At 67.5% G+C, this 20,834-nt stretch carries 20 protein-coding genes; 10 read left to right on the top strand and 10 right to left on the bottom strand.

The genetic code is table 11. From position 1 onward, the window contains the following. Position 1: 1 nt before the first annotated feature. Complete coding sequence (locus CBR61_RS03050) at positions 2-430, top strand: DUF2147 domain-containing protein (protein WP_233996826.1); 429 nt, start codon at positions 2-4, stop codon at positions 428-430. 120 nt (positions 431-550) lie between these two features. Here CBR61_RS03050 and CBR61_RS03045 read toward each other — a convergent pair whose 3' ends face one another. Both CBR61_RS03045 and CBR61_RS03040 read right to left on the bottom strand, forming a co-directional pair. Continuing rightward, positions 551-2,089, bottom strand: a complete 1,539-nt coding sequence (locus CBR61_RS03045; RefSeq protein WP_088913036.1) for an ABC transporter permease/substrate-binding protein — start codon at positions 2,087-2,089, stop codon at positions 551-553. After that, positions 2,089-2,871, bottom strand: coding sequence for an ATP-binding cassette domain-containing protein (locus CBR61_RS03040; protein ID WP_088913035.1), 783 nt, complete (start codon positions 2,869-2,871; stop codon positions 2,089-2,091). The genes CBR61_RS03045 and CBR61_RS03040 overlap by 1 nt, the downstream gene beginning before the upstream one ends. A 115-nt stretch (positions 2,872-2,986) precedes the next feature. Here CBR61_RS03040 and CBR61_RS03035 point away from each other — a divergent pair, with 115 nt between their 5' ends. From CBR61_RS03035 to CBR61_RS03010, 6 genes are all read left to right on the top strand, one after another. Beyond that, a complete protein-coding gene (locus tag CBR61_RS03035) occupies positions 2,987-4,153 on the top strand; it encodes an isovaleryl-CoA dehydrogenase (protein ID WP_088913034.1) in 1,167 nt (388 codons plus the stop codon). Further along, on the top strand, positions 4,150-4,359 hold the full coding sequence (locus CBR61_RS03030; protein WP_088913033.1) for a hypothetical protein: 210 nt from the start codon (positions 4,150-4,152) through the stop codon (positions 4,357-4,359). Before CBR61_RS03035 ends, CBR61_RS03030 begins: the two co-directional genes overlap by 4 nt. After that, on the top strand, positions 4,356-6,005 hold the full coding sequence (locus CBR61_RS03025; protein ID WP_088913032.1) for a carboxyl transferase domain-containing protein: 1,650 nt from the start codon (positions 4,356-4,358) through the stop codon (positions 6,003-6,005). The genes CBR61_RS03030 and CBR61_RS03025 overlap by 4 nt, the downstream gene beginning before the upstream one ends. 89 nt (positions 6,006-6,094) lie before the next feature. Next, entirely contained in the window at positions 6,095-6,736 is a 642-nt protein-coding gene (locus CBR61_RS03020) for a lysophospholipid acyltransferase family protein (RefSeq protein ID WP_233996825.1), read from the top strand. Beyond that, positions 6,729-7,526, top strand: a complete 798-nt coding sequence (locus CBR61_RS03015) for a DUF1295 domain-containing protein (protein ID WP_088913031.1) — start codon at positions 6,729-6,731, stop codon at positions 7,524-7,526. The genes CBR61_RS03020 and CBR61_RS03015 overlap by 8 nt, the downstream gene beginning before the upstream one ends. A 116-nt stretch (positions 7,527-7,642) precedes the next feature. Continuing rightward, positions 7,643-8,281 (top strand): TetR/AcrR family transcriptional regulator, encoded by a 639-nt coding sequence (locus CBR61_RS03010; protein ID WP_088915418.1) that lies wholly within the window; start codon positions 7,643-7,645, stop codon positions 8,279-8,281. On the opposite strand, the gene CBR61_RS03005 is transcribed toward CBR61_RS03010, so the two are convergent. From CBR61_RS03005 to CBR61_RS02985, 5 genes are all read right to left on the bottom strand, one after another. Beyond that, positions 8,278-8,787 (bottom strand): nuclear transport factor 2 family protein, encoded by a 510-nt coding sequence (locus CBR61_RS03005; RefSeq protein ID WP_088913030.1) that lies wholly within the window; start codon positions 8,785-8,787, stop codon positions 8,278-8,280. The two genes, CBR61_RS03010 and CBR61_RS03005, sit on opposite strands and share 4 nt — an antisense overlap. Positions 8,788-8,835: 48 nt before the next feature. Next, a complete protein-coding gene (locus CBR61_RS03000) occupies positions 8,836-9,621 on the bottom strand; it encodes a M50 family metallopeptidase (RefSeq protein WP_088913029.1) in 786 nt (261 codons plus the stop codon). A gap of 4 nt (positions 9,622-9,625) precedes the next feature. Then, positions 9,626-10,768 carry an AI-2E family transporter gene (locus CBR61_RS02995; RefSeq protein ID WP_088913028.1) on the bottom strand — a complete coding sequence of 381 codons (1,143 nt, stop codon included), beginning with the start codon at positions 10,766-10,768 and terminating at the stop codon, positions 9,626-9,628. Positions 10,769-10,783: 15 nt separating this feature from the next. Then, positions 10,784-13,345 carry a DNA topoisomerase (ATP-hydrolyzing) subunit B gene (gyrB, locus tag CBR61_RS02990; protein WP_088913027.1) on the bottom strand — a complete coding sequence of 854 codons (2,562 nt, stop codon included), beginning with the start codon at positions 13,343-13,345 and terminating at the stop codon, positions 10,784-10,786. A gap of 96 nt (positions 13,346-13,441) precedes the next feature. Beyond that, a complete protein-coding gene (locus tag CBR61_RS02985) occupies positions 13,442-14,191 on the bottom strand; it encodes a PIG-L family deacetylase (protein WP_157696477.1) in 750 nt (249 codons plus the stop codon). 83 nt (positions 14,192-14,274) lie between these two features. Here CBR61_RS02985 and CBR61_RS02980 point away from each other — a divergent pair, with 83 nt between their 5' ends. After that, complete coding sequence (locus tag CBR61_RS02980) at positions 14,275-15,834, top strand: class I adenylate-forming enzyme family protein (protein ID WP_088913025.1); 1,560 nt, start codon at positions 14,275-14,277, stop codon at positions 15,832-15,834. 81 nt (positions 15,835-15,915) lie between these two features. On the opposite strand, the gene CBR61_RS16710 is transcribed toward CBR61_RS02980, so the two are convergent. Together CBR61_RS16710 and CBR61_RS02975 are read right to left on the bottom strand one after the other, a co-directional pair. Continuing rightward, positions 15,916-16,170 carry a hypothetical protein gene (locus CBR61_RS16710; RefSeq protein ID WP_157696476.1) on the bottom strand — a complete coding sequence of 85 codons (255 nt, stop codon included), beginning with the start codon at positions 16,168-16,170 and terminating at the stop codon, positions 15,916-15,918. Between the two features lie 398 nt (positions 16,171-16,568). Continuing rightward, a complete protein-coding gene (locus CBR61_RS02975) occupies positions 16,569-16,889 on the bottom strand; it encodes a UrcA family protein (RefSeq protein WP_157696475.1) in 321 nt (106 codons plus the stop codon). Positions 16,890-17,160: 271 nt separating this feature from the next. Here CBR61_RS02975 and guaA point away from each other — a divergent pair, with 271 nt between their 5' ends. Next, positions 17,161-18,753, top strand: a complete 1,593-nt coding sequence (gene guaA, locus CBR61_RS02970) for a glutamine-hydrolyzing GMP synthase (RefSeq protein WP_088913023.1) — start codon at positions 17,161-17,163, stop codon at positions 18,751-18,753. Between the two features lie 34 nt (positions 18,754-18,787). On the opposite strand, the gene CBR61_RS02965 is transcribed toward guaA, so the two are convergent. Further along, positions 18,788-19,789 carry a DUF3047 domain-containing protein gene (locus CBR61_RS02965; protein ID WP_088913022.1) on the bottom strand — a complete coding sequence of 334 codons (1,002 nt, stop codon included), beginning with the start codon at positions 19,787-19,789 and terminating at the stop codon, positions 18,788-18,790. 173 nt (positions 19,790-19,962) lie between these two features. On the opposite strand from CBR61_RS02965, the gene CBR61_RS02960 reads away from it, so the two are divergent. Continuing rightward, the gene (locus tag CBR61_RS02960; protein ID WP_088913021.1) at positions 19,963-20,601 is read left to right on the top strand and encodes a YceI family protein; all 639 of its coding nucleotides are present in this window, start codon (positions 19,963-19,965) and stop codon (positions 20,599-20,601) included. The last annotated feature ends 233 nt before the right edge of the window (positions 20,602-20,834 follow it).

Raw genomic sequence — 20,834 nt, 5'->3', positions numbered from 1 at the left:
GATGACGATGACGAAGGGACGCGTGTTGGCGCTGGCGGCTGGCCTTGCCGCGATGGCTTCGCCCGCACTGGCGAGCGGGCCGATCACCGGGCGCTGGGTGACGGGCGAGAAGGACGCGGTGGTGGCGATCGCCAAGTGCGGCAAGTCGCTGTGCGGACGGATCGAACGCTTTCTGGTGATGCCCGCCGGCGGCGCCGACCAGCGCGACGTCAACAACGCCGATCCGGACAAGCGCAGCCGCAAGCTCATCGGCACCCCGATCCTCTACGGTCTCACCGAAGATGCCGGGGTGTGGCGCGGGCAGGTCTACGATCCCAAGAGCGGGCGCACCTACACCTCCGAAGTGCGCCGCAAGGACGGCGGCACGCTGGAGGTGAAGGGCTGCTTCGGCCCGCTGTGCCAGACGCAGGTGTGGAAGAAGGCGTCGTGATTGGCGCGGGCCATCCGGCCCGCGATTTCCTCGCTCACGCGATCTGACGATCGCATCGCTGCTGGCGGCCGGTTGGCCTTGCGGTCGCGGCGCGACCGGATCGGGACTCGGTGGCGGAGACTAGAGCCCCGCCTTTTTCGCCAGTTCCGCCGCCGCCTGTTTCGGGGTCAGCTTGCCCGCATCCTCGCGGTCGACGGCGAAGTTCGCCTCACGCATCGCCTCGACGCTGATCGCGCCGATCAGCGGGCGGAGCGCGGCCAGCACGCCTTCGTCCCCGGAGATGCGCGGGCTGAGCATGAGCAGCGCATCGTAGCTTGGCAGCGCACCTTCGGGGTCGGCAAGCACCACCAGCTTGTCAGCCGCGATCCGCCCGTCCGAGGTGTAGGCGCTGATCACGTCCGCCTCGCCCGAGGCCAGCGCGTTGTACATGAAGGTCGGTGCGAAATTGCGCGTCTCGCCGAACCGCAGCCCATAGGCATCGCGCACCGCGATCCATTCGGGCCGCTCGAAGAACTCGGGGTCGCCGCCGACGGTCAGCCGCGGTCCGACCGCGACGAGATCGGCGAGGCTGGCAACGCCGAGCGCGGAGGCGCGGTCCTGCCGCATGGCGAAGGCATAGGCGTTCTCGAAGCCGAGGCGGCCCAGCACCCTGACCTTGTTCTCGCGCATCTCCCAGTCGCGGATGGTCGTGTACATCGCCTCGCGCCCCGGGTTGTCGGTGCGCTTGAGGTAATTGGTCCAGATCGTGCCGGTGTAGTCGACCGAGATGTCGACGCTCGAATTCGCCACCGCCGAGTGCACCACGGCGCTCCCCAGCCCGTCGCGATATTCGACTGCATAGCCCGCCGCCTCGAGCCGCTGGCCGATCAATTGCGCAAGGATATACTGCTCGGAGAAGGACTTGGCGGCGATGACGATGGTGTCCCTGTCCTCGCCGTCCGCCTGGGATGCGAGTGCGGCGGTGACCCCCGCCACCACCGCCATCAGGGCACCCGCCCATTTCCAGCGCCGCCGCTCGTCGATGCCGCGTTCGATCCACCAAAGGAGCCAGTCCGCCACCAGCGCCAGCCCTGCGCTCACCAGGCACCCCGCGACCACCAGCGCCCAGTTCTGGGTCTGGAGGCCGGCGAAAATCGGATCGCCGAGGCTCGGCTGCCCGATGGTGGTGGCGAGCGTCGCCGCGCCGATCGTCCACACGCTCGCGGTGCGGATGCCGGCCATAATGAAGGGGGCCGAAAGGGGCGCTTCGACCAGCACCAGCTTCTGCCACTTGGTCATGCCGACGCCGTCCGCAGCCTCAAGCACGCCGGGATCGAGATTGGCCTGCGCCGTCACCGCGTTCCTGAGGATCGGCAGCAGCGCGTAAAGCGTCAGCGCCATCAGCGCCGGGAGGAAGCCGAGGGTCGGCAGCCCCTCGCCGAACACGGCCCGAAGCGACAGCAGAAGCGGGAAGAACAGCGCCAGCAGCGCGAGCGCGGGGATGGTCTGGACGAGGCTCGCAAAGCTTAGGGCAAGCCGCGAGACCATCGGCGAGCGCCCCGCCCACACCGCCAGCGGCAGGGCGATCACCATAGCGAGCCCGATCGCGCTGGCCGAGAGCACGACGTGTGCCGCCAGCTTGTCGCCGAGGCCGGGAAGGATGTCCCAGATGCCCTGCATCAGGCCCCTTGCCCCTCGGGCGCTTCCATCGCCGCCAGCCGCTCGGCCTGTTCGCGCGGGACGCTGGCGAGACGCTGCGCGACCGCTCCGCCTTCCCCTGCCAGCAGCGCGCGCGGGGTCTCGTCGGCGACCAGCGCGCCTGCGTCCATCACCAGCACCCGGTCGGCGAGCAGAAGCGCCTCGGCCATGTCGTGCGTCACCATCACCGTGGTGAGGCCCAATGTCTCGTGCAGTTCGCGGACCTTGCGGCCAAGCGCGTCGCGCGTGAGCGGATCGAGCGCGCCGAAGGGCTCGTCCATGATGAGCAGCTCCGGCCCGCCCGCCAGCGCGCGCGCCACGCCCACCCGCTGGCGCTGCCCGCCGGAGAGTTCGTCTGGCATCCGCGCGGCGAAGGCGGGGTCGAGCTCCACCAGCCGCAGCAGTTCGGCGATACGCTCGGGCGGCAGCTTCTCGCCGGCAAGGCGCGGGCCGATGGCGATGTTCTCGCCGACCGAGAAATGCGGGAACAGGCCAATGCCCTGGAAGACGTACCCCACGCGGCGGCGCAGGCGGGCGGGCGGCAGCGTGGTCACGTCGTCGCCACCGAACAGCACGCGGCCCTCGCTCGGGGTGACGAGCGTGTTCACGGTCTTGAGCAGCGTCGACTTGCCCGATCCCGAGGCGCCCACCAGTGCGACGAAGCTGCCTTGGGCGATGTCGCAGGTGACGCCGCGAACCGCCGTGACCTCGCCGAAGCGGCAGATCACCCCGTCGAAGCGGAGCAGGGGCGAGGCGGTCGTCATTCGCAGTGAGGATTAGCGAGGTTCGACCCTGCGCGCCAGCGTCCCCGATTGGCCTTTGCGCTCACCCTTGCTATGCGAGGCCGCAGAACAATCATTGCCCGGCGAGGAACGATTCATGCGCGCCACCCCTGATTTCGACTTCCAGCTCGGCGAGGCCGCCGAGATGATCCGCGACAGCGCCGCCCGCTTCGCCGACGAGCAGATCGCCCCGCTCGCCGAGCGCACCGACCGCGAGGACCGCTTTCCCCGCGAGCTGTGGGAGCCGATGGGCGCGCTGGGCTTGCACGGCATCACGGTGGAAGAGGAATGGGGCGGGCTCGGCCTCGGCTATCTGGAACACGTGATCGCAGTCGAGGAAGTGTCGCGGGCGAGCGCCAGCGTCGGCCTGTCCTATGGCGCCCACTCGAACCTCTGCCTCAACCAGATCCGCCGCTGGGGGAATGACGAGCAGAAGGCGAAATATCTGCCCAAGCTGATCTCGGGCGAACACGTGGGCAGCCTTGCCATGTCCGAAGCGGGCGCGGGGTCGGACGTGGTCTCGATGAAGCTCAAGGCCGACGCGGTACAGGGCGGCTATGTGCTGAACGGCACCAAGTTCTGGATCACCAACGCCCCCGAGGCCGACACGCTGGTGGTCTATGCCAAGACCGACGGCCACGCGGGCAGCCGCGGCATCACCGCCTTCCTGATCGAGAAGGGCGACGAGGGTTTTTCCATCGGCCAGAAGATCAGCAAGGTGGGCATGAAGGGCTCGCCCACCGCCGAGCTGGTGTTCAGCGATTGCTTCATCGCCGAGGAGCGCGTCATGGGCCCGGTCAACGGCGGTGTCGGTGTGCTGATGAGCGGACTCGATTACGAGCGCGTGGTGCTTGCGGGCCTTCAGCTTGGCATCATGCAGGCGTGCCTCGACACGGTGATCCCCTACCTGCGCGAGAGGAGGCAGTTCGGGAAGCCCATCGGCAGCTTCCAGCTGATGCAGGCCAAGGTCGCCGACATGTATGTCGCCCTGCAATCGGCCCGCGCCTACACCTATGCGGTGGCGAAGGCCTGCGATGCTGGGCAGACGACGCGCTTCGATGCGGCAGGGGTGATCCTGCTGGCGTCCGAAAACGCCTTCCGCGTCGCGGCCGAGAGCGTCCAGGCGCTGGGCGGCGCGGGCTACACGACCGATTGGCCGGTGGAGCGCTATATGCGCGACGCCAAGCTGCTCGACATCGGCGCGGGGACGAACGAGATCAGGCGGATGCTGATCGGACGGGAATTGATCGGGGCGCAAGCATGAGCACGAACAAGGAATTTCTGGCCTGGGATTACCACCTCGCGTCGGAAGGGCACTCTATCCCCAACCCCGATTTTCTGCGGGCCAAGCTCAATCAGTTCTATGTGCAGGGCTGGTCCCTTCTGACGGCAGTTCCCTACACGGAACGCGGACAGGAGGGCTTCACGACAGGCATCATGCATTACATGGATCGGGTCGCAAGGCCATGACCGCCCCCACCCTTTCGACAAAACTCGACCGCGAGAGCCCCGAGGCCAAGGCTCGCTTTGCGCACAACCGCACCCTCGCGCAGGAACTCCGCGCACGGGTGGCCGAGGCCGCATTGGGCGGGCCGGAGAAGCATCGCGAGCGGCACGTCAGCCGCGGCAAGCTGCTCCCCCGCGAGCGGGTGGAGCGGCTGCTCGATCCGGGCTCGCCCTTCCTCGAGATCGGGCAACTGGCCGCGAACGGCATGTACGAGGGCGACGTCAACGGCGCCTCGATCATCTGCGGGGTCGGGCGTGTCTCGGGCCGCCAGTGCATGATCGTGTGCAACGATGCAACCGTGAAGGGCGGCACCTACTACCCGATGACGGTCAAGAAGCACCTGCGCGCGCAGGAGATCGCGCAGGAGAACCGCCTGCCGTGCATCTATCTGGTGGACTCCGGCGGTGCGAACCTGCCGCACCAGGCGGAGGTCTTCCCCGACCGCGACCACTTCGGGCGGATCTTCTTCAACCAGGCCAACATGAGCGCGCTCGGCATCCCGCAGATCGCCTGCGTGATGGGCTCCTGCACTGCCGGGGGCGCCTATGTCCCCGCCATGTCCGACGAGACGGTGATCGTCCGCAACCAGGGCACGATCTTCCTCGCCGGCCCGCCGCTAGTGAAGGCCGCGACGGGCGAGGAGATCAGCGCGGAGGACCTCGGCGGCGGCGACCTGCACGCGAAGAAATCGGGCGTGGTCGACCACCTCGCCGAGAACGACGAGCACGCGCTCACCATCGTGCGCGATATCGTCTCGCACCTCAATTCCCCGTTCGGTTCGAGCGCAGTCGAGAACCGGGGTCTGGGGTGTGTCTCGACTTCGCTCGACACGAACGGCTTGCGGGAGCCAAGGCCGCCGAAGTTCGACGCGGAGGACCTCTACGCCCTCATTCCCGAGGATGTGCGCGCGCCCTATGACGTGAAGGAAGTGATCGCGCGCCTCGTCGACGCATCCGAGTTCCACGAGTTCAAGGCGCATTACGGCGCCACCCTCGTCTGCGGCTTTGCCCATATCTGGGGGATGCCCGTGGCGATCCTCGCCAACAACGGGGTGCTGTTCTCCGAGAGCGCGCAGAAGGGCGCGCATTTCATCGAGCTCGCCTGCCAGCGGCGCATCCCGCTGCTGTTCCTCCAGAACATTTCGGGCTTCATGGTCGGCGGAAAATACGAGGCGGAAGGCATCGCCAAGCATGGCGCGAAGCTCGTCACCGCGGTCGCAACCGCGACCGTCCCCAAGGTCACCGTGGTGATCGGCGGCAGCTTCGGGGCGGGGAACTACGGGATGTGCGGACGCGCCTATAGCCCGCGCTTCCTGTTCACCTGGCCCAATGCGCGCATCTCGGTGATGGGCGGCGAGCAGGCGGCGAGCGTCCTAGCCACCGTCCACCGCGACGCCGACAGCTGGACGCCGGACGAGGCCGAGGCCTTCAAGGCGCCGATCCGCCAGAAATACGAGGACGAGGGCAACCCCTACTACGCCACCGCCCGCCTGTGGGACGACGGGGTCGTGGACCCGGTGCAAACCCGCGACGTCCTCGGCCTCGCTTTCGCCGCCTGTCTCGAGGCCCCGATCGCCGAGCGCCCCGCCTTCGGCGTGTTCAGGATGTAGGAACGTCAGCGGTCTGAAACCCTCCCCCACCCACTTGCGTAGCTAACCCAAGTTAGGCCACAAGGGCCTGCCTTTGGGAGGGGCGCATCTTGCATACACCGATCACCCCCGTGCCGGAGCGCGCGCCGACGCTGCTCTCGCGCATCGTGCGCCGGATCATCCTCGCGATCTGGTACATCAAGGGCTGGAAGATCGAGGGTGCCTTCCCGAAAGGCGTTCGCAAGTGCGTGATCGCGGGGGCGCCGCACACCTCGAACTGGGACTTCGTTTTCTTCACCGGTGCCACCCACGAGGAGGGCATCAGGCCGAACTTCATGGGCAAGCACACGCTGTTCAAGGGCGTGATGAGGAACTTCATGCTCGACATGGGCGGCATCCCCGTCGACCGCCGCAGCCGCCTCAACGCCACCGAGCAGGTCGCCGCCGAATTCGCCCGCCGCGACGAGCTGGCGCTGGTGATCGCCTGCGAAGGAACGCGCAAGACGGACGGCAAGTGGAAATCCGGTTTCTACCACATCGCACGTGCAGCCAATGTTCCCATCATCCCGGCCTTCGCCGACAATGCCAATCTGGTGATCAGCTTCGGCGAGCCCTTGATCCCCAGCGGCAATTATGGCGAGGACCTCCTCAGAATCGCCGAATGGTTCCGCTCCAAGCTGCCCGATTACGAACGGTTCAAGGTGCTGGAGCAGCAGGCGAGAGATATAATCGCAGGTCGCAACGATGTTTGAACTTCTCGCGCTCAATGCCGCGGTCCTTCTCGTGCTGGTGCTGGTCCAGTGGGCGATCAGCGTGAAGATCGACGACGTGTCCTTCATCGACGCCTTCTGGGGCGCGGGCATGGGCATCCTTGCCGTGGCGAGTTGGCTCCACGTGCCGGGCGGGCCGGGCGATCTGGCCACGCTGATCATGGCGATGACCGCCGCCTGGGGCTTTCGCCTCGGGATCTACCTGTTCCTGCGCTGGCGCAAGGAAGGCGAGGATCGGCGTTACAAGCGCATCCTGAAGGACGCGCGCGAGAAGGGCCAGTTCGCCCGCGCCGCGCTGACCCGCGTGTGGCTGATGCAGGCGGTGCTGCTGTTCATGGTCTCGAGCCCCGCGCAAGTCGGCATCCTCGCCAGCCCCGCGCCCGCGCCGATCACCCTGCTCGCCTGGGCAGGCTTCGCCCTGTGGTGCGTGGGCGTGTTCTTCGAATGGGTGGGCGACTGGCAGCTCGCCCGTTTCAAGGCCGATCCCGCGAACCACGGCCGCGTGCTCGACACCGGGCTGTGGCGCTACACCCGCCATCCGAACTATTTCGGCGATTTCTGCGCGTGGTGGGGCATCTGGCTGACCTGCGCCGCGGCGGGTTGGGAGTATGCCGCTGCGACGGTGATCGGGCCGCTGTTCCTCAGCTTTACGCTCACCCGCTGGTCGGGCGTGCCGCTGCTGGAGAAGAACCTCCACAAGACCAAGGGCAACAAATATGCGGTCTACGAGCGCAAGACTTCGGCCTTCTTCCCGCTCCCGCCTCGCTACTGACCCACAGGGCGCCAATGGCCTTTCCCTTGCTGCGTCGCACAAAAATCGACGAGCGGCCCTTCAATCCCGACCGCGGTTGGCCTATGTTGACGCTCGCGCGAGGAGGCGCGAGCGAGATGCCACTGACCGACACCGCCCGTGAAGCCGAGCGCGAGCGCATCGCGCGCCATGTGCTCGACATCGTGAAGGAGCGCGGCGCGGAGGTGCCCTGGACCGTCGCGATGGCCGAAAGCGGCCTCACCCGCGCGCGGTTCGAGGCGCTTTTCGCCGATTACGACGATCTGTTCGATGCCGTCGCCCAGACCTGGCTAGCCCCGCACATGACCGTGATGGAGGAAGTGCTGTCGAGCAACCTCCCGCCCCAGCGCAAGATGTACGAGTTCTTTCGCCGCCGCTTCGTGATCTCGCAGGAACGGTTCCGCGCCGACCCGCACTTCTTCACGATCCTGTGCGAGATGGGCGCCGCCAACTTCGAGCGCGTGCGCTCCTACGTTGATCTTGCCGACCACTACCTGTGCGAACTGATCGCCGAGGCTCAGGCCGAAGGCTTCTTCGCCGGGCTCGAGATCGACGAGGCGCTGTCGCTGATCAACCAGATGATCAGCAACTACACCCTGCCAGATGCGCTGATCTATCTCGGCGACAAGCTGTCCGAGCAGAAGCTGGCGCGGATCGTCGACACGATGTTCATCGGCCTGTCGGGCGAGGCGGGCGCCGACGCTTCAGGTGTGAACACGCTGAAGGTTGCATCCTAGCCCTCGCCCCACCACGCGCTTGCCGGGTCATCTCCGCCCCGCGCGCCGCGGCGGAGGAGGTTATCGAACAGCCCGCCTTCGAGCTGCATCGTCGCGGCGCGGGTGCTGTTCCAGTCCATGACATAGAGCCGTTCGGCAATGCGCCAGCGGCCCTCGCGCTTTGCGAGCCGGTCGAGATAGCGTCCGCCGACGGCCAGTTCGACCTCGCCCTCCGGCCCGGGGATGATGTGGAGCGCGACGCAATTGGTCTCGGCGCGGGCGGTGTCGCCATCCACCCGCATCACGGTATTGCCGATGTTGTGCTGGGTCAGCCGCATCGCGCCGAGGCCGGCCATCAGGCCCGGAATCACCTCGGCAACCAGCCTTGCCCCGTCCCCGTAATCGATCATCGCATCGGGGGTGAAGGCGGCGGCGAGCTGTTCGGGGTCGCAGCGGTCGATCCCGCGGCAATAGAGCGCGAGGGTCTCGGCGATCGCCAGCCGGTCGGCGATTTCGGTCGTGTCCATGCGCCGCAGATTACCGCGCGGCGGCGCGGCGGGGGACTGCCGAAAGCGTCAGCGGCGCGGATCGCGCTTGAACTGCAGCACGTTGGCGGGGAGCTTGCGCGGCGGCGGGCGCAGGCGCTTTTCCGCCAGCGCGTACTTGAGCGCCGCGCCGGTCATCGTGCCCGAGACGACGAGGATCACCCCCGCCCAGAACCAGTGCGGCAGACCCAGCACGGCGGCGATCGAGCCGGTATCCGACAGCATCGCCTGCCCGCCGATCTCGACCTGTTCGGTGAACAGGTAGCCCCAGTCGCGCAGGGCGCTCATCGCGCCGAGCACGCCAAGGAACTGGAGGCTGAAACGCGTCCAGGCCGGCGAGCCGCGCAAGGCGACGAGACCGATGATCCCCGCCACCAGCGGCAGGGCCCACCACCCCGTCGCCGAACGAACCCAGATGCCGGTGCTGGCAAGGATCGCCGCCGCCACCAGCCACAGCACCGGCCGCCATGCGCGCGGGTGGGCGCTGGCGACGATCAGGCCCGCGCCCGCCGCGCTCGGCGCCAGCGGGCCGCCCGCGGCGATCGCGGCATGGACGAAGCGCGAGGCCTCGCCGTCGACCCGGCTCTCGGCCACGCCCGAGCCGTTGGCGAAGATCAGCAGCTGCTCGAAATGCTGGTGGAGCGCGAGCGCAGTGAGGCCGTGGCCCATCTCGTGGAACCACGTGGTCAGGATCGCGAAAGGATAGATCAGGTAGGCGCCGAAAGGCAGGGCGGGGAGCATCGTCACCACCAGCCCGGCGACCACCAGCCGCCCGATCGCCTCGCCCTGCGAGCCCGGAGTCACGAGCGGCTGCATCGGCTCAGCCCACGGTGGTCACGGCATCGGGGGTGTGTCCCGAGGCGTCGACCCGGATATCATCCTGGCGCGACGCCTCCTCGTCCTCCTCGCGCTGTTCGCGCAGGATCGACCAGCTGGCGAGGAACAGCCCCGCCACCAGCGGCCCCAGCACGATGCCCGAAAAGCCGACGAGGCTGATGCCGCCCAGCGTAGTGATGAGGATGATCCAGTCGGGAATTCCGGTGTCGCGCCCGACGAGGATGGGGCGCAGGACATTGTCCGCCGAGGAGATGATGAAGAAGCCGGTCAGCAGCACGAACAGACCCTGCCACGTCGCGCCCGAGATCAGCAGCCAGATCCCCGCCGGCACCCACACCGCGCCCGATCCGATCACCGGCACCAGCGCGAAGATCGCCATCACCACCCCGAACAGCAGCGCGGAGGGGACGCCCGCGATCATCAGCGTGATCCAACCGAGCGTGCCCTGCACCAGCGCAACCACGCCCGTGCCCTTGATCGTCGCGCGCACGATGCCGAGGAAACGCTCGGCCAGACGGTCGGCAATGCTGCGTTCGACCGGGACGGCGCAGAGTACCGTGCGGCCAATCCGCTCGCCGTCGCGCAGCAGGAAGAACATCACATAGAGCGCGACGCCGAAGGACAGGATGAAGCCCAGGGCCTCGCTGCCGATCGTCACTGCCTGGGTGGCGATCATCCCGGCGCTCTGGGTGAGGAATTCCTGAAGGCGGGTCTGGATCATGGTGATGTCCGCCCACCCGCTGCGGTCGACCGCATCGCGCGCGATTTCGGGGAGCGCGGTGTAGAAGGTGTCGAACCACGCGGCGAGATCGAGCGGCTGCTTCTGCAGTGTCGCCACCAGCATGATCGCCTGCTCGATCACCATCGTCGCGATCCAGCCGAAGGGCACCAGCACGAGGATGAAGATCACCAGCAGCGAAAGACCAGCGGCCGGATTGCGACGACCGCGCAGGCGCCGCAGGATGGTGCGGTAGAGCGGCTGGAACATGATCGCCGCCAACGCCGCCCACAGCAGCGGCTGGGCGAAGGGATAGACGATCACCGCCATCAGCAGGCTGACCACCGCGAGGATGATCAGGAAGCTTGCCTGTTGCAGGTCCTCGGTGCGGTGGGGGTGGGCGGCCATGCAGTCCTTCGGTGGCTAGACGTCGAGGTTGGCTACGTTCAAGGCATTGTCCTGGATGAACTCGCGGCGCGGCTCGACGATGTCGCCCATCAGGCGGGTGAAGATCTCGTCGGTCACGTCGGCATCCTCGACCTTCACTTGCAGCAGCACGCGCGCTTCCGGGTCGAGCGTGGTTTCCCACAATTGTTCCGCGTTCATCTCGCCCAGACCCTTGTAGCGGCTGATTGAGAGGCCCTTGCGCCCGGCGGCGAAGATCGCCTCGAGCAGCTGGCTGGGGCGGCTGATCGTGCCGTCGAAGGTGGCGGCGGGAGCGGGGGCGGCCTCTTCCGCTTCGCCGGCGAGCGGATCGGCGGCGGCGGGGGCTTCGGGTTCGGGCTCTTCGGCTTCGGCTCCGGCGCGCACCAGCTTGACCGGTTCGGCATAGGCTTCGGCCTGTGCGGCAGCGAGGCCGTGGAGCTTGTGCGCCTCGGTGCTGGAGAGGAAGCGCGCGTCGATCTCGTGGACGTCGGTGACACCGCGCCACAGGCGCTCGAACACGACGGTCCCATCCTCGCGCTGGAAGGCGGACCACCGCGCCTCGCGGTCGCCCGCACCCAGCCGTCCGGCGGCGCGGGCCAGCGCGGCGGCAAGCGCCTCGCCCGCCAGCCCCGGCTCCAGAGCGCCGGTCAGTGCCATCTGCTCGACTATCCCGCTGTCATAGCGGCGCGGCACGAAGGCCAGCAGGTTCTTTAGGCGCAGCGCCCCGTCGACCAGCGCACGCAGTTCCTCAGCGCCGCGCACCCCACCCGAGGTCTCGAGCACCCGGCCCTGAAGCCCGGCATCGACAAGATAGCGGTCGAGCGCGGCCTGATCCTTGAGGTAGACCTCGCTGCGCCCCTTCGCGACCTTGAACAGCGGCGGCTGGGCGATGAACAGGTGCCCGGCCTTGATGATCTCGGGCATCTGCCGGTGGAAGAACGTCAGCAGCAGGGTGCGGATATGCGCGCCGTCCACGTCCGCGTCGGTCATGATGACGATCTTGTGGTAGCGCAGCTTTTCGAGATTGAACTCGTCACGGATGCCTGTGCCCATCGCCTGGATGAGGGTGCCGACTTCCTTCGAGGAAATGATCCGGTCGAACCGCGCGCGCTCGACGTTGAGGATCTTGCCCTTGAGCGGCAGGATCGCCTGGGTCTTGCGGTCACGCCCCTGCTTCGCCGAGCCGCCTGCGGAATCGCCCTCGACGAGGAACAGTTCGGACTTGGCCGGATCGCGCTCCTGACAATCGGCGAGCTTGCCGGGCAGGCTGGCGACGCTCATCGCGCCCTTGCGGCTCATCTCGCGCGCCCGCCTTGCGGCCTCCCGTGCGGCGGCGGCGTCGATGATCTTCTGGATGATCGCGCGAGCCTCGTTCGGGTTCTCCTCGAGCCACTCGGTCATCTTCTCGCCCATCAGCGTCTCGAGCGGCGAGCGCACTTCGCTGGAGACCAGCTTGTCCTTGGTCTGGCTGGAGAACTTGGGGTCGGGCAGCTTGACGCTGACGATCGCGGTCAGGCCCTCGCGCATGTCCTCGCCCGCAAGGCTCACCTTCTCCTTCTTCAGCATCCCGGACCGCTCGGCATAGTTGTTGAGCGTGCGGGTCAGCGCCGCACGGAAGGCCGACAGGTGGGTGCCGCCATCGCGCTGCGGGATGTTGTTGGTGAAGGCGAGGACGTTCTCGTAGTAGGAATCGTTCCATTCCAGCGCGACGTCGATGCCGATCCCGTCCTTCTCCGCGCTGACCGCAATCGGCGAGGGGATCAGCGGCTGCTTGTTGCGGTCGAGATACTTCACGAAGGCCGCGATCCCGCCCTCATAGTAGAGATCGTGTTCGAGCTTTTCCTCGTGCCTGAGGTCGCGCAGCTTGATGCGCACGCCCGAGTTGAGGAAGGCGAGCTCGCGGTAGCGGTGCTCGAGCTTCTCGAAATCGAACTCGGTGACGTTCTTGAAGGTGTCGTGGCTGGCCTTGAAGGTGACGCGGGTGCCCTTCTTGAAGCCGTTGGCGTCGGCATTGCGGTCGCTCTTGGGCGCATCGCCCACGACCTTGAGCGGGGCGACGGCATCGCCGTGCTCAAAGCGCATCCAGTGCTCCTTGCCCTCGCGCCAGATGGTGAGTTCGAGCCACTCCGAAAGCGCGTTCACCACCGAGACGCCCACGCCGTGAAGCCCGCCCGAGACCTTGTAGGCGTTGTCGTCCGAGGTGTTCTCGAATTTCCCACCCGCGTGAAGCTGGGTCATGATCACTTCCGCCGCCGAGACGCCCTCTTCGGGGTGCATGCCGGTGGGAATGCCGCGGCCGTTGTCCTCCACCGAAACGCTGCCATCGGGGTTCAATTCGATGAGAACGAGGTCGCAATGACCTGCCAACGCCTCGTCGATGGCATTGTCACTGACTTCGAACACCATGTGATGCAGGCCCGACCCGTCGTCGGTGTCGCCGATATACATGCCGGGGCGCTTGCGGACCGCATCGAGGCCCTTCAGAACCTTGATGGAATCGGCGCCGTATTCGTTGGAGTTGGGCAGCTTTGCGGGGGTCTGGTTGGTGGTGTCGTCCATGACCCATCATATAGGGGCTAAGGCGCGGAAACCCAACTGCGGGACGGCCGCAAGAGGCGCTTTTCCACGAGTGTGCAGAGGCGTTCGACGGGCGGCTCAGAAGGCCTTGCGGAAATGCACGCGCCCGCGCCACATGGTCGCGTCGAACAGGCCCATCATGCCCTCGCGCGAGGCCTCCGGAAACTGGGTGACGTGGCACATGGCGGCGGCCCTGGCGGCAGCGAGATCGGCGGGCGTGTAGGCGATGCCCTCCGCCAGCAGCTTCGGGTCGGTCATGGCCCAGTCCTGCATCTCGGCAACCGGCGGGAGCCGGCCTGCGGGAATGGCGACATAGAACAGCGCCGCGCGGTCGCCTTCGGGCTGGGCCTGCACCATCTGTGTGGCGATCGCGCTGACGAGACGGTGGTCGGCGTGACCATATCCCCCGTCCGGACCCCAGGTCAGGACCACGTCGGCCCAGGCGAGATGATCGTGCAGCGTCTTCGCCAGCGAGCCGTCGCGCACGTGATCGGCCAGCTTGCCGTCGGGAAGGCCGAGGTTCACCACCTCGGACACGCCCAGCGCCTTGCCGGAACAGTCCGCCTCGGCGCGGCGCGTCTCGGCCAGGGCCGCGCCCTTGGGCAGGTTCGAGACCCCCGGCCCCGCATCGCCCGGCGTCGCATGGACGATCCGCACGAAATGCCCCTCGCGCGCCAGCGCCGCCAGCGCGGGGGCCATGAACAGCTCGTCGTCGGGATGGGCGACCACGGCCACCACCAGCGGCGGCTCGAGATCGGCTTCGTCCTGCGCGGCGGCAGGGGCAAGTGCCAGCGTGACGGAGACTGCTGCGGCGATGGCGCGGATCATCGGTTCCCTCTCCCTTGTCGCCCTCCTGCCACTTGTGCCAGCCGCCTTGCAATGGCTTGCACGCGCCCCCATGCCGATTATGCATGGCCGCCATGAGCAACGATGCGATGATGGCCCGCCTTGCCGAACCTTTCGGCAGCTTCCCCGAGATCCTGATGGAATGGTCGCGCATCAAGGGCGACGATCTCGCCCTGAGGGACGACAGGCGCGAGGTCTACTGGGCCGAGCTGGTCGGGCTGGTCGAGCGGCTGGCGGCGCGGCTGGTGGAGACGGGGCTCCAGCGTGGGCAATCGGTGGCGATCCTCGGCACCTCCACCGTGGAATACGCGCTGGTGTTCCTTGCCGCCGTGCGCGCGGGCGGCGTCGCCGCGCCGCTCACCACCAGCGCCTCGCCCGAGCAGCTCGAAGGCATGGCGAGGGATTCGGGCGCGATCCACCTGTTCATCGACGCGGCCAAGGCGGCGGAGCTGGGGCCAGACTTCATGGCCCACCTGATCCGGGTGCCGCTCGGGAGCATCGACCAGTGGATGGCCCCTCCGGGCAGCCGCGCGCCGGAGTTCGCGCCGGAGCCGAAAGACCCCTTCAACATCATCTATTCCAGCGGCACCACGGGCATTCCCAAGGGCATCGTCCACTCGCACCAGATGCGCTGGCGGCAATTCGCGGCGACCGCCCTGAGTTACCTCGGCGCGGGGCTGGAGGTGCGCTCGCTCGCCTCGACGCCGCTCTATTCGAACACCACGATGGTCGCCTTCCTGCCCGTTCTGCTGGCGGGGGGCTGCGTGCGGGTGATGGGCAAGTTCGATTGCGCGAAGTGGCTGGCGCACGCCGAGGCGGACCGCACCACCATCACCATGCTCGTTCCGGTGCAATACCAGCGGCTGATGGACTTTGCCGGCTTCGACGAGTTCGATCTGTCCAGCCTGAAGCTCAAATACTGCACCTCCGCGCCCTTCTCGGCAGACCTCAAGCGCGAGGTGCTGCGGCGGATGCCCGGCGGGCTGATCGAGATCTATTCGATGACCGAAGGCGGCGTCGTGTGCCTGCTGGCGTGCCACGAATTCCCCGACAAGCTCCACACGGTGGGCCGCCCCGCGCCGGGGAGCGAGCTCAAGGTGCTCGACGACGAGGACCGCGAGGTGCCGCCCGGCACCCCGGGCAATCTCGTGGGCCGCAGCCTCACCATGATGAGCGGCTACAAGAACCGCCCCGAAAAGACCGCCGAGGCCCAGTGGACCGACCCCGCGACCGGCGAGGTGTGGATGCGGATGGGCGACATCGGGCGGGTGGACGCGGAAGGCTTCGTCGAACTGGTCGGCCGCGCCAAGGACATGATCATTTCGGGCGGGTTCAACATCTACCCCAGCGATCTAGAGGCCGAACTGGCGAAGGAGCCGGGCGTGGTCGAGGCCGCGGTCGTCGGCGTGCCCTCGCGCGCCTGGGGCGAAACACCAGTGGGCTTCGTGGTGCTGCGCGAGGGCGGGGACACCGCGGCCATCCTCGCGGCCGTCAACGCCCGGCTCGGCAAGACCCAGCGCCTCGCTGCGCTTCATCCGATTGCCGAAATGCCGCGCAGCCACATCGGCAAGCTGCTCAAGACCGATCTGCGCGCCGAGGCGGAGCGGCTCGGCGGGATCGACTGACAGGTCCCCGGATACGGCACGGCCCGGCTCCTCTGGCGAGGAACCGGGCCGCCGGAAGCTGTCGCTCCGCTCGGGCGATCGTTACACGATGAAGGTGTTGAACGCGGTGCCGCTGACGACAACGGCGAGCAGGAAGGCGACGGCCTTTTCGCTGATCATGCGCATGGTTCTGGTTCCCTGTTTTGTTGTGGTTGGGAGCCCGGGCAACCCAAGGGGGGGAGAGAGGGGATTGCCCGGGCCAGAGCAGCATATATTCAGGTGCGCGCAATTTTCAATCTCTGTTTCGATTGAAAATAATTCATCAGCGCAATCGAAAAAGGCGATATCGGGAGGCATCCCAGCAGGCTGCGGCTCGAGACGCGGCCGCCTGTTCAGGGGGGGGAGGTTGGCGGCCGCGTCTCTTTCGCTGCGGGCCTGGCGCAAGCGCCGGGCAATGACGGATCACGACGACCTGGCGAGGGGGGGAGAGCCAGGCGGTCCTGCCGTCCGGCAGGCGGGCAATGGGGCCGCATTCGGCCTCGATTACCGGGCAATGCATCCTTGCGGACTGACGGCGGGGTTGGAGAGGAGGCCCCGCGCTGCATCGCTTGGGCGGCAAGTGGTGTTCGCAAGCGCACAATTCAAATGCGAAAACACCAATTTGAGTTGCTTAAAATGCAACAATTAATCATGTGTCGGACGCAAAGCGGCCGCCGGATCGCTCCGGCGGCCGCTTCAATTACAAGAGCTTGCGCTCAGTTGGCGGCGACGGTCCCGCTGCTGCGGCCCTGCATGGCCACGACCCGGTCGACTTCGGCGAGCGCCGCGGTGCGGGCTTCGGCGACGCACTTGGCGTCAACCGCGGGGCGGCCGTAGCTGTAGCGCGAAGCGGCTTCGACGGTGCAGGCCTTGCGCAGCTGGGCGGCGATGCGGGTCTCGAGCGCGGCGCGGCCTTCGGCGGTGGTCACGTCGACGTCGCCATAGGCGATGCGGACGGTCACGACTTCCTCGGCGGGCGCAGCCAGCGCGGGGGCGGCGAGAGCGGCGAGGGCAATCAGCGGGAGAGTGAAACGCATGGTGGATACTCCGAAAGGTTGAGAGAGGGTTTCGGGAGAAGCGATGCCGTTGACCGGCATTCGGTTGCTGTTTGAAACTCTGGTGCAGCGCACAAGAGACTTGTGCAAATGCGAAATGCGGCAGGATGGTTCCAAAGAATGCAACGTTTTTGCGGCGGATTTCCGGGAACCCCATGAAATTCCTGCGGCTGTTTTGCGCTGCACCGCAAAATCACGCGCTGGCGGTGCGGCGATGCTGGACAGGCGGGGGCGCGCTCCTTAATCCGCCGCCATGAGCGCGCACCGATCGAGCGGCGAGTCCGCTGTCCCCGATTCCATCCTGATCGTCGACTTCGGGTCGCAGGTGACCCAGCTGATCGCGCGCCGCGTGCGCGAGGCGGGGGTCTATTCCGAGATCGCGCCCTTCACCCAGGCCGAGGCCGCCTTCGCCCGCCTGAAGCCCAAGGGCATCATCCTTTCCGGCTCGCCCGCCAGCGTGCCTGAGGAGGGCTCCCCGCGCGCGCCGCAGATGCTGTTCGAGGCCGGGGTGCCGATCCTCGGCATCTGCTACGGCCAGCAGGTGATGACCCACCAGCTGGGCGGCGAGGTCCGCCCCGGGCACGAGACCGGAGAGGGCGGCGAGTTCGGACGCGCCTTCCTGACCGTCACCGCCGAATGCACCCTGTTCAACGGCCTCTGGGAAGTCGGCGAGCGGCACCAGGTGTGGATGAGCCACGGCGACAAGGTGACGCAGTTCGCCGAGGGTTTCGAGATCGTCGCCACCTCCGACGGCGCGCCCTTCGCGGTGATCGCCGACGAGGCGCGCAGGTTCTACGGCACGCAGTTCCACCCCGAGGTGGTCCACACCCCCGACGGCGCGCGTCTGATCGCCAACTTCGTGCGCCATGTCTGCGGCCTTGCGGGCGACTGGACGATGGCCGAGTTCCGCCAGACCAAGATCGCCGAGATCCGCCAGCAGGTGGGCGACAAGCGGGTGATCTGCGGCCTTTCGGGCGGCGTCGATTCCGCCGTCGCCGCGGTGCTGATCCACGAGGCGATCGGCGACCAGCTGACCTGCGTCTTCGTCGACCACGGACTGATGCGGCTGGGCGAGGCCGAGCAGGTCGTCAGCCTGTTCAAGAACCACTACAACATCCCGCTCGTTCACGTGGAGGCCGAGGAGCTGTTCCTCGGGGGCCTCAAGGGCCTCACCGACCCCGAGGCCAAGCGCAAGTTCATCGGCAAGACCTTCATCGACGTGTTCGAGGCCGAGGCCAAGAAGATCGGCGGCGCGGATTTCCTCGCGCAGGGCACGCTCTATCCCGACGTGATCGAATCGGTGTCCTTCACCGGCGGGCCCTCGGTGACGATCAAGAGCCACCACAATGTCGGCGGCCTGCCGGAACGCATGAACATGGCGCTGGTCGAGCCGCTGCGCGAGCTGTTCAAGGACGAGGTCCGCGATCTCGGCCGCGAACTGGGCCTGCCCGACGCCTTCGTCGGCCGCCACCCCTTCCCCGGCCCTGGCCTCGCGATCCGCATTCCTGGCGAGGTCACCAAGGAGCGCTGCGACATCCTCAGGAAGGCCGACGCGATTTATCTCGAGGAGATCCGCAACGCGGGCCTCTACGACGCGATCTGGCAGGCCTTCGCGGTGCTGCTGCCGGTCAAGACCGTGGGCGTGATGGGTGACGGGCGGACCTACGATTCCGTCTGCGCCCTGCGCGCTGTGACCTCGACCGACGGAATGACGGCGGACGTCTACCCCTACGACGCCGGGTTCCTCACCCGCGTCGCGACGCGCATCGTCAACGAGGTCAAGGGCATCAACCGGGTGGTCTACGACTATACCAGCAAGCCGCCCGGGACCATCGAATGGGAGTGATCCGCGACACCGGAAGGTGCCTCGGGCCACAGGCCTAGCCGACTGCAATCCGCGCAAAGCGGCCTTCGCCGTGGCCGCGCTGGAAAATGCTGTTGGCGATCAGCCACACCCTCACGATCCGCTCCGGCAACGGCTCGCCCAGCGCCTCGGCATAGTCGGCGGCGATCATCCGGCGTTCCGAATGCCATTGCCCGAGCCCGGCACTGCCGCTGCGCAGCACCCAGTGCGTCTCGCGCTCGCACCACCATTCGAGCGGGCAGCGGAACACGTGGCCCTCGGGGAGCCCTGCGCTCCACATGTAGGTAAGGTCCCGGCCATTATCGAACTCCACCGCGATGCTGAGATAGTCGTGGGTGAAGGCGAGATCCTCGGGCAGGTCCGAGGGCAGCCGCTCGATCAGCCAGTCCCACGAAAGCACGGTCTCGCGAGTCAGCGGCAGATCGAGCGGGCGCTGGAGGATGCCGACATCGCCGTGGGTGGAGACCGCGATGTCATCGGGGTCCCCAGTGTAGATGCGCCCGTCGCCGAGCCGCCAGAGATAGTGCCAGCCATCGGGCTGACCGGTGGTGTCCGGCGGGGCGTCCGCGCGTTCCACCCTGAGCGCGATCCCCGGTCCCTGTGCGCGCCGCTTGCCCGGCAGCAGAATGCCCCGCTCGTCGGCGAATTCGGAAAGCGTCTTGGTAAGGAAAGCCAGCTCGCCCTCCTCCCACGCCTCGTAGACCGCATCATCGGCGACGAGCTTGCGTATCGCCCCGCCACCGATCCGCATGAACACCGTCGCGCGCGGCTCGATCACGAGGCCGATCGGCTTTGCCAGCCACTGGTGACCGGTGGCGACCACTCGGAACCGCTCCCCGGCGGCAAGGACATGGCCGCTGGCGGTCCAGCCGCTTTCCGAGCCGTCGAGCCGGACGGGGGCGGCCGGATCGGGCAGAGTGAGCCCGGCCGCAATCGCCCGGGCGCTGCCGACCTGCTTGCGCAGGAACCCCGCAAGGGTCCCGGCCCTCGCCACCATCGATCGCCTGGTTTCGCGCATGACATCCCCCGCCTTAGACCCGTCGGCGAAGTTTGACGCATAGGGCGCGCCGCGCAAGCGTACTTTGGAACGTCTCTAAGCTGCGCGAATAAGTTGGTCCGCCCCTTCCCGCCGTCCGCCAAATCGCATATCGCTGCCGCCCGAATGGATACCACAAGAGGTCGTCAATCGTGATGCCGCTGCTTCGCCCGCTTGCCTTTGCCGCCGCCCTTGCAGCCGGCCTGTCCGCCTGCGCCCAGCCCGCCGCCGCGCCCGGCGACGACGCCGCCGCCACCGCGCCGGTGACCGAGGGCGCATGGACGCTCGATCCGGCAGGCTCGCGCCTCGCCTATGTCAGCATCAAAGCCGGCGAGGTGGCCGAGGCCAACCGCTTCGACACGCTTGCAGGCAGCGTCGCGGCCGATGGCACCGCGAGCCTCGACATCGACCTCGCCTCGGTCAACACCGGGGTCGACATCCGCAACGAACGGATGCGCGAGATCTTCTTCGGGGTGGCCGAGAATCCCAAGGCGACGGTGACGGCCAAGCTCGATCCCGCAGCCTTCGCAGGGCTGGCGGTGGGGCAGTCGCTCACCCGTCCGCTGACCGCCAGCGTCACGATCAAGGGCGCCTCGGCCGATGTCGAGACCGAGGTGCTCGTCACCCGCGTCAGCGCCGACCGCGTGACCGTGGTGCCGACCGCGCCGGTGATCGTCTCGACCGACATGTTCGGCCTGACCGACGAGCTTGGCGAGCTGCGCGCTCTGGCGCAGCTGCCCTCGATCACGCCCGCGGTGCCGGTCACCTTTGCGCTCGCCTTCAAGCGGGGCTGACAGACCTTGCGGTAAATCAATGCCCTGGCGGGCGGACACGGGCAACGAGGCGTAGCCGGGCGGCGGCACGCGAACCGATCCCACCGCGTCCCAGCCGCCCGGCATCCCCCGCCGATTTCCCGAGAGCGCCTGACGCTACGGCGCGCTAGCGCGGCGGGCGGGCCTCTCAAAAGCAGGCTTGAAAGCCGCGCTCAACTCGGCTTGTCTCCCGCGCAAACACGGCTTTGCACGGG

The organism is Porphyrobacter sp. CACIAM 03H1 (genome assembly GCF_002215495.1).
GTDB lineage: Bacteria > Pseudomonadota > Alphaproteobacteria > Sphingomonadales > Sphingomonadaceae > Erythrobacter.
Note: the sequence above shows the minus strand (reverse complement) of the source record. Positions and strands in the feature narration are given on the sequence as shown.

Bases quoted from the DNA above. Each gene is read 5' to 3' on its own strand.
- CBR61_RS03005 (WP_088913030.1), bottom strand. From the start codon at position 8,787: ATGGACACGACCGAAATCGCCGACCGGCTGGCGATCGCCGAGACCCTC.
- gyrB (WP_088913027.1), bottom strand. From the start codon at position 13,345: ATGGACGACACCACCAACCAGACCCCCGCAAAGCTGCCCAACTCCAAC.
- CBR61_RS02965 (WP_088913022.1), bottom strand. From the start codon at position 19,789: ATGCGCGAAACCAGGCGATCGATGGTGGCGAGGGCCGGGACCCTTGCG.
- guaA (WP_088913023.1), top strand. From the start codon at position 17,161: ATGAGCGCGCACCGATCGAGCGGCGAGTCCGCTGTCCCCGATTCCATC.
- CBR61_RS02985 (WP_157696477.1), bottom strand. From the start codon at position 14,191: ATGATCCGCGCCATCGCCGCAGCAGTCTCCGTCACGCTGGCACTTGCC.
- CBR61_RS03040 (WP_088913035.1), bottom strand. From the start codon at position 2,871: ATGACGACCGCCTCGCCCCTGCTCCGCTTCGACGGGGTGATCTGCCGC.
- CBR61_RS03030 (WP_088913033.1), top strand. From the start codon at position 4,150: ATGAGCACGAACAAGGAATTTCTGGCCTGGGATTACCACCTCGCGTCG.
- CBR61_RS03015 (WP_088913031.1), top strand. From the start codon at position 6,729: ATGTTTGAACTTCTCGCGCTCAATGCCGCGGTCCTTCTCGTGCTGGTG.
- CBR61_RS02975 (WP_157696475.1), bottom strand. From the start codon at position 16,889: ATGCGTTTCACTCTCCCGCTGATTGCCCTCGCCGCTCTCGCCGCCCCC.
- CBR61_RS03035 (WP_088913034.1), top strand. From the start codon at position 2,987: ATGCGCGCCACCCCTGATTTCGACTTCCAGCTCGGCGAGGCCGCCGAG.
- CBR61_RS02960 (WP_088913021.1), top strand. From the start codon at position 19,963: ATGCCGCTGCTTCGCCCGCTTGCCTTTGCCGCCGCCCTTGCAGCCGGC.
- CBR61_RS16710 (WP_157696476.1), bottom strand. From the start codon at position 16,170: ATGCCTCCCGATATCGCCTTTTTCGATTGCGCTGATGAATTATTTTCA.
- CBR61_RS02980 (WP_088913025.1), top strand. From the start codon at position 14,275: ATGGCCGCCATGAGCAACGATGCGATGATGGCCCGCCTTGCCGAACCT.
- CBR61_RS02995 (WP_088913028.1), bottom strand. From the start codon at position 10,768: ATGGCCGCCCACCCCCACCGCACCGAGGACCTGCAACAGGCAAGCTTC.
- CBR61_RS03000 (WP_088913029.1), bottom strand. From the start codon at position 9,621: ATGCAGCCGCTCGTGACTCCGGGCTCGCAGGGCGAGGCGATCGGGCGG.
- CBR61_RS03045 (WP_088913036.1), bottom strand. From the start codon at position 2,089: ATGCAGGGCATCTGGGACATCCTTCCCGGCCTCGGCGACAAGCTGGCG.
- CBR61_RS03050 (WP_233996826.1), top strand. From the start codon at position 2: ATGACGATGACGAAGGGACGCGTGTTGGCGCTGGCGGCTGGCCTTGCC.
- CBR61_RS03010 (WP_088915418.1), top strand. From the start codon at position 7,643: ATGCCACTGACCGACACCGCCCGTGAAGCCGAGCGCGAGCGCATCGCG.
- CBR61_RS03025 (WP_088913032.1), top strand. From the start codon at position 4,356: ATGACCGCCCCCACCCTTTCGACAAAACTCGACCGCGAGAGCCCCGAG.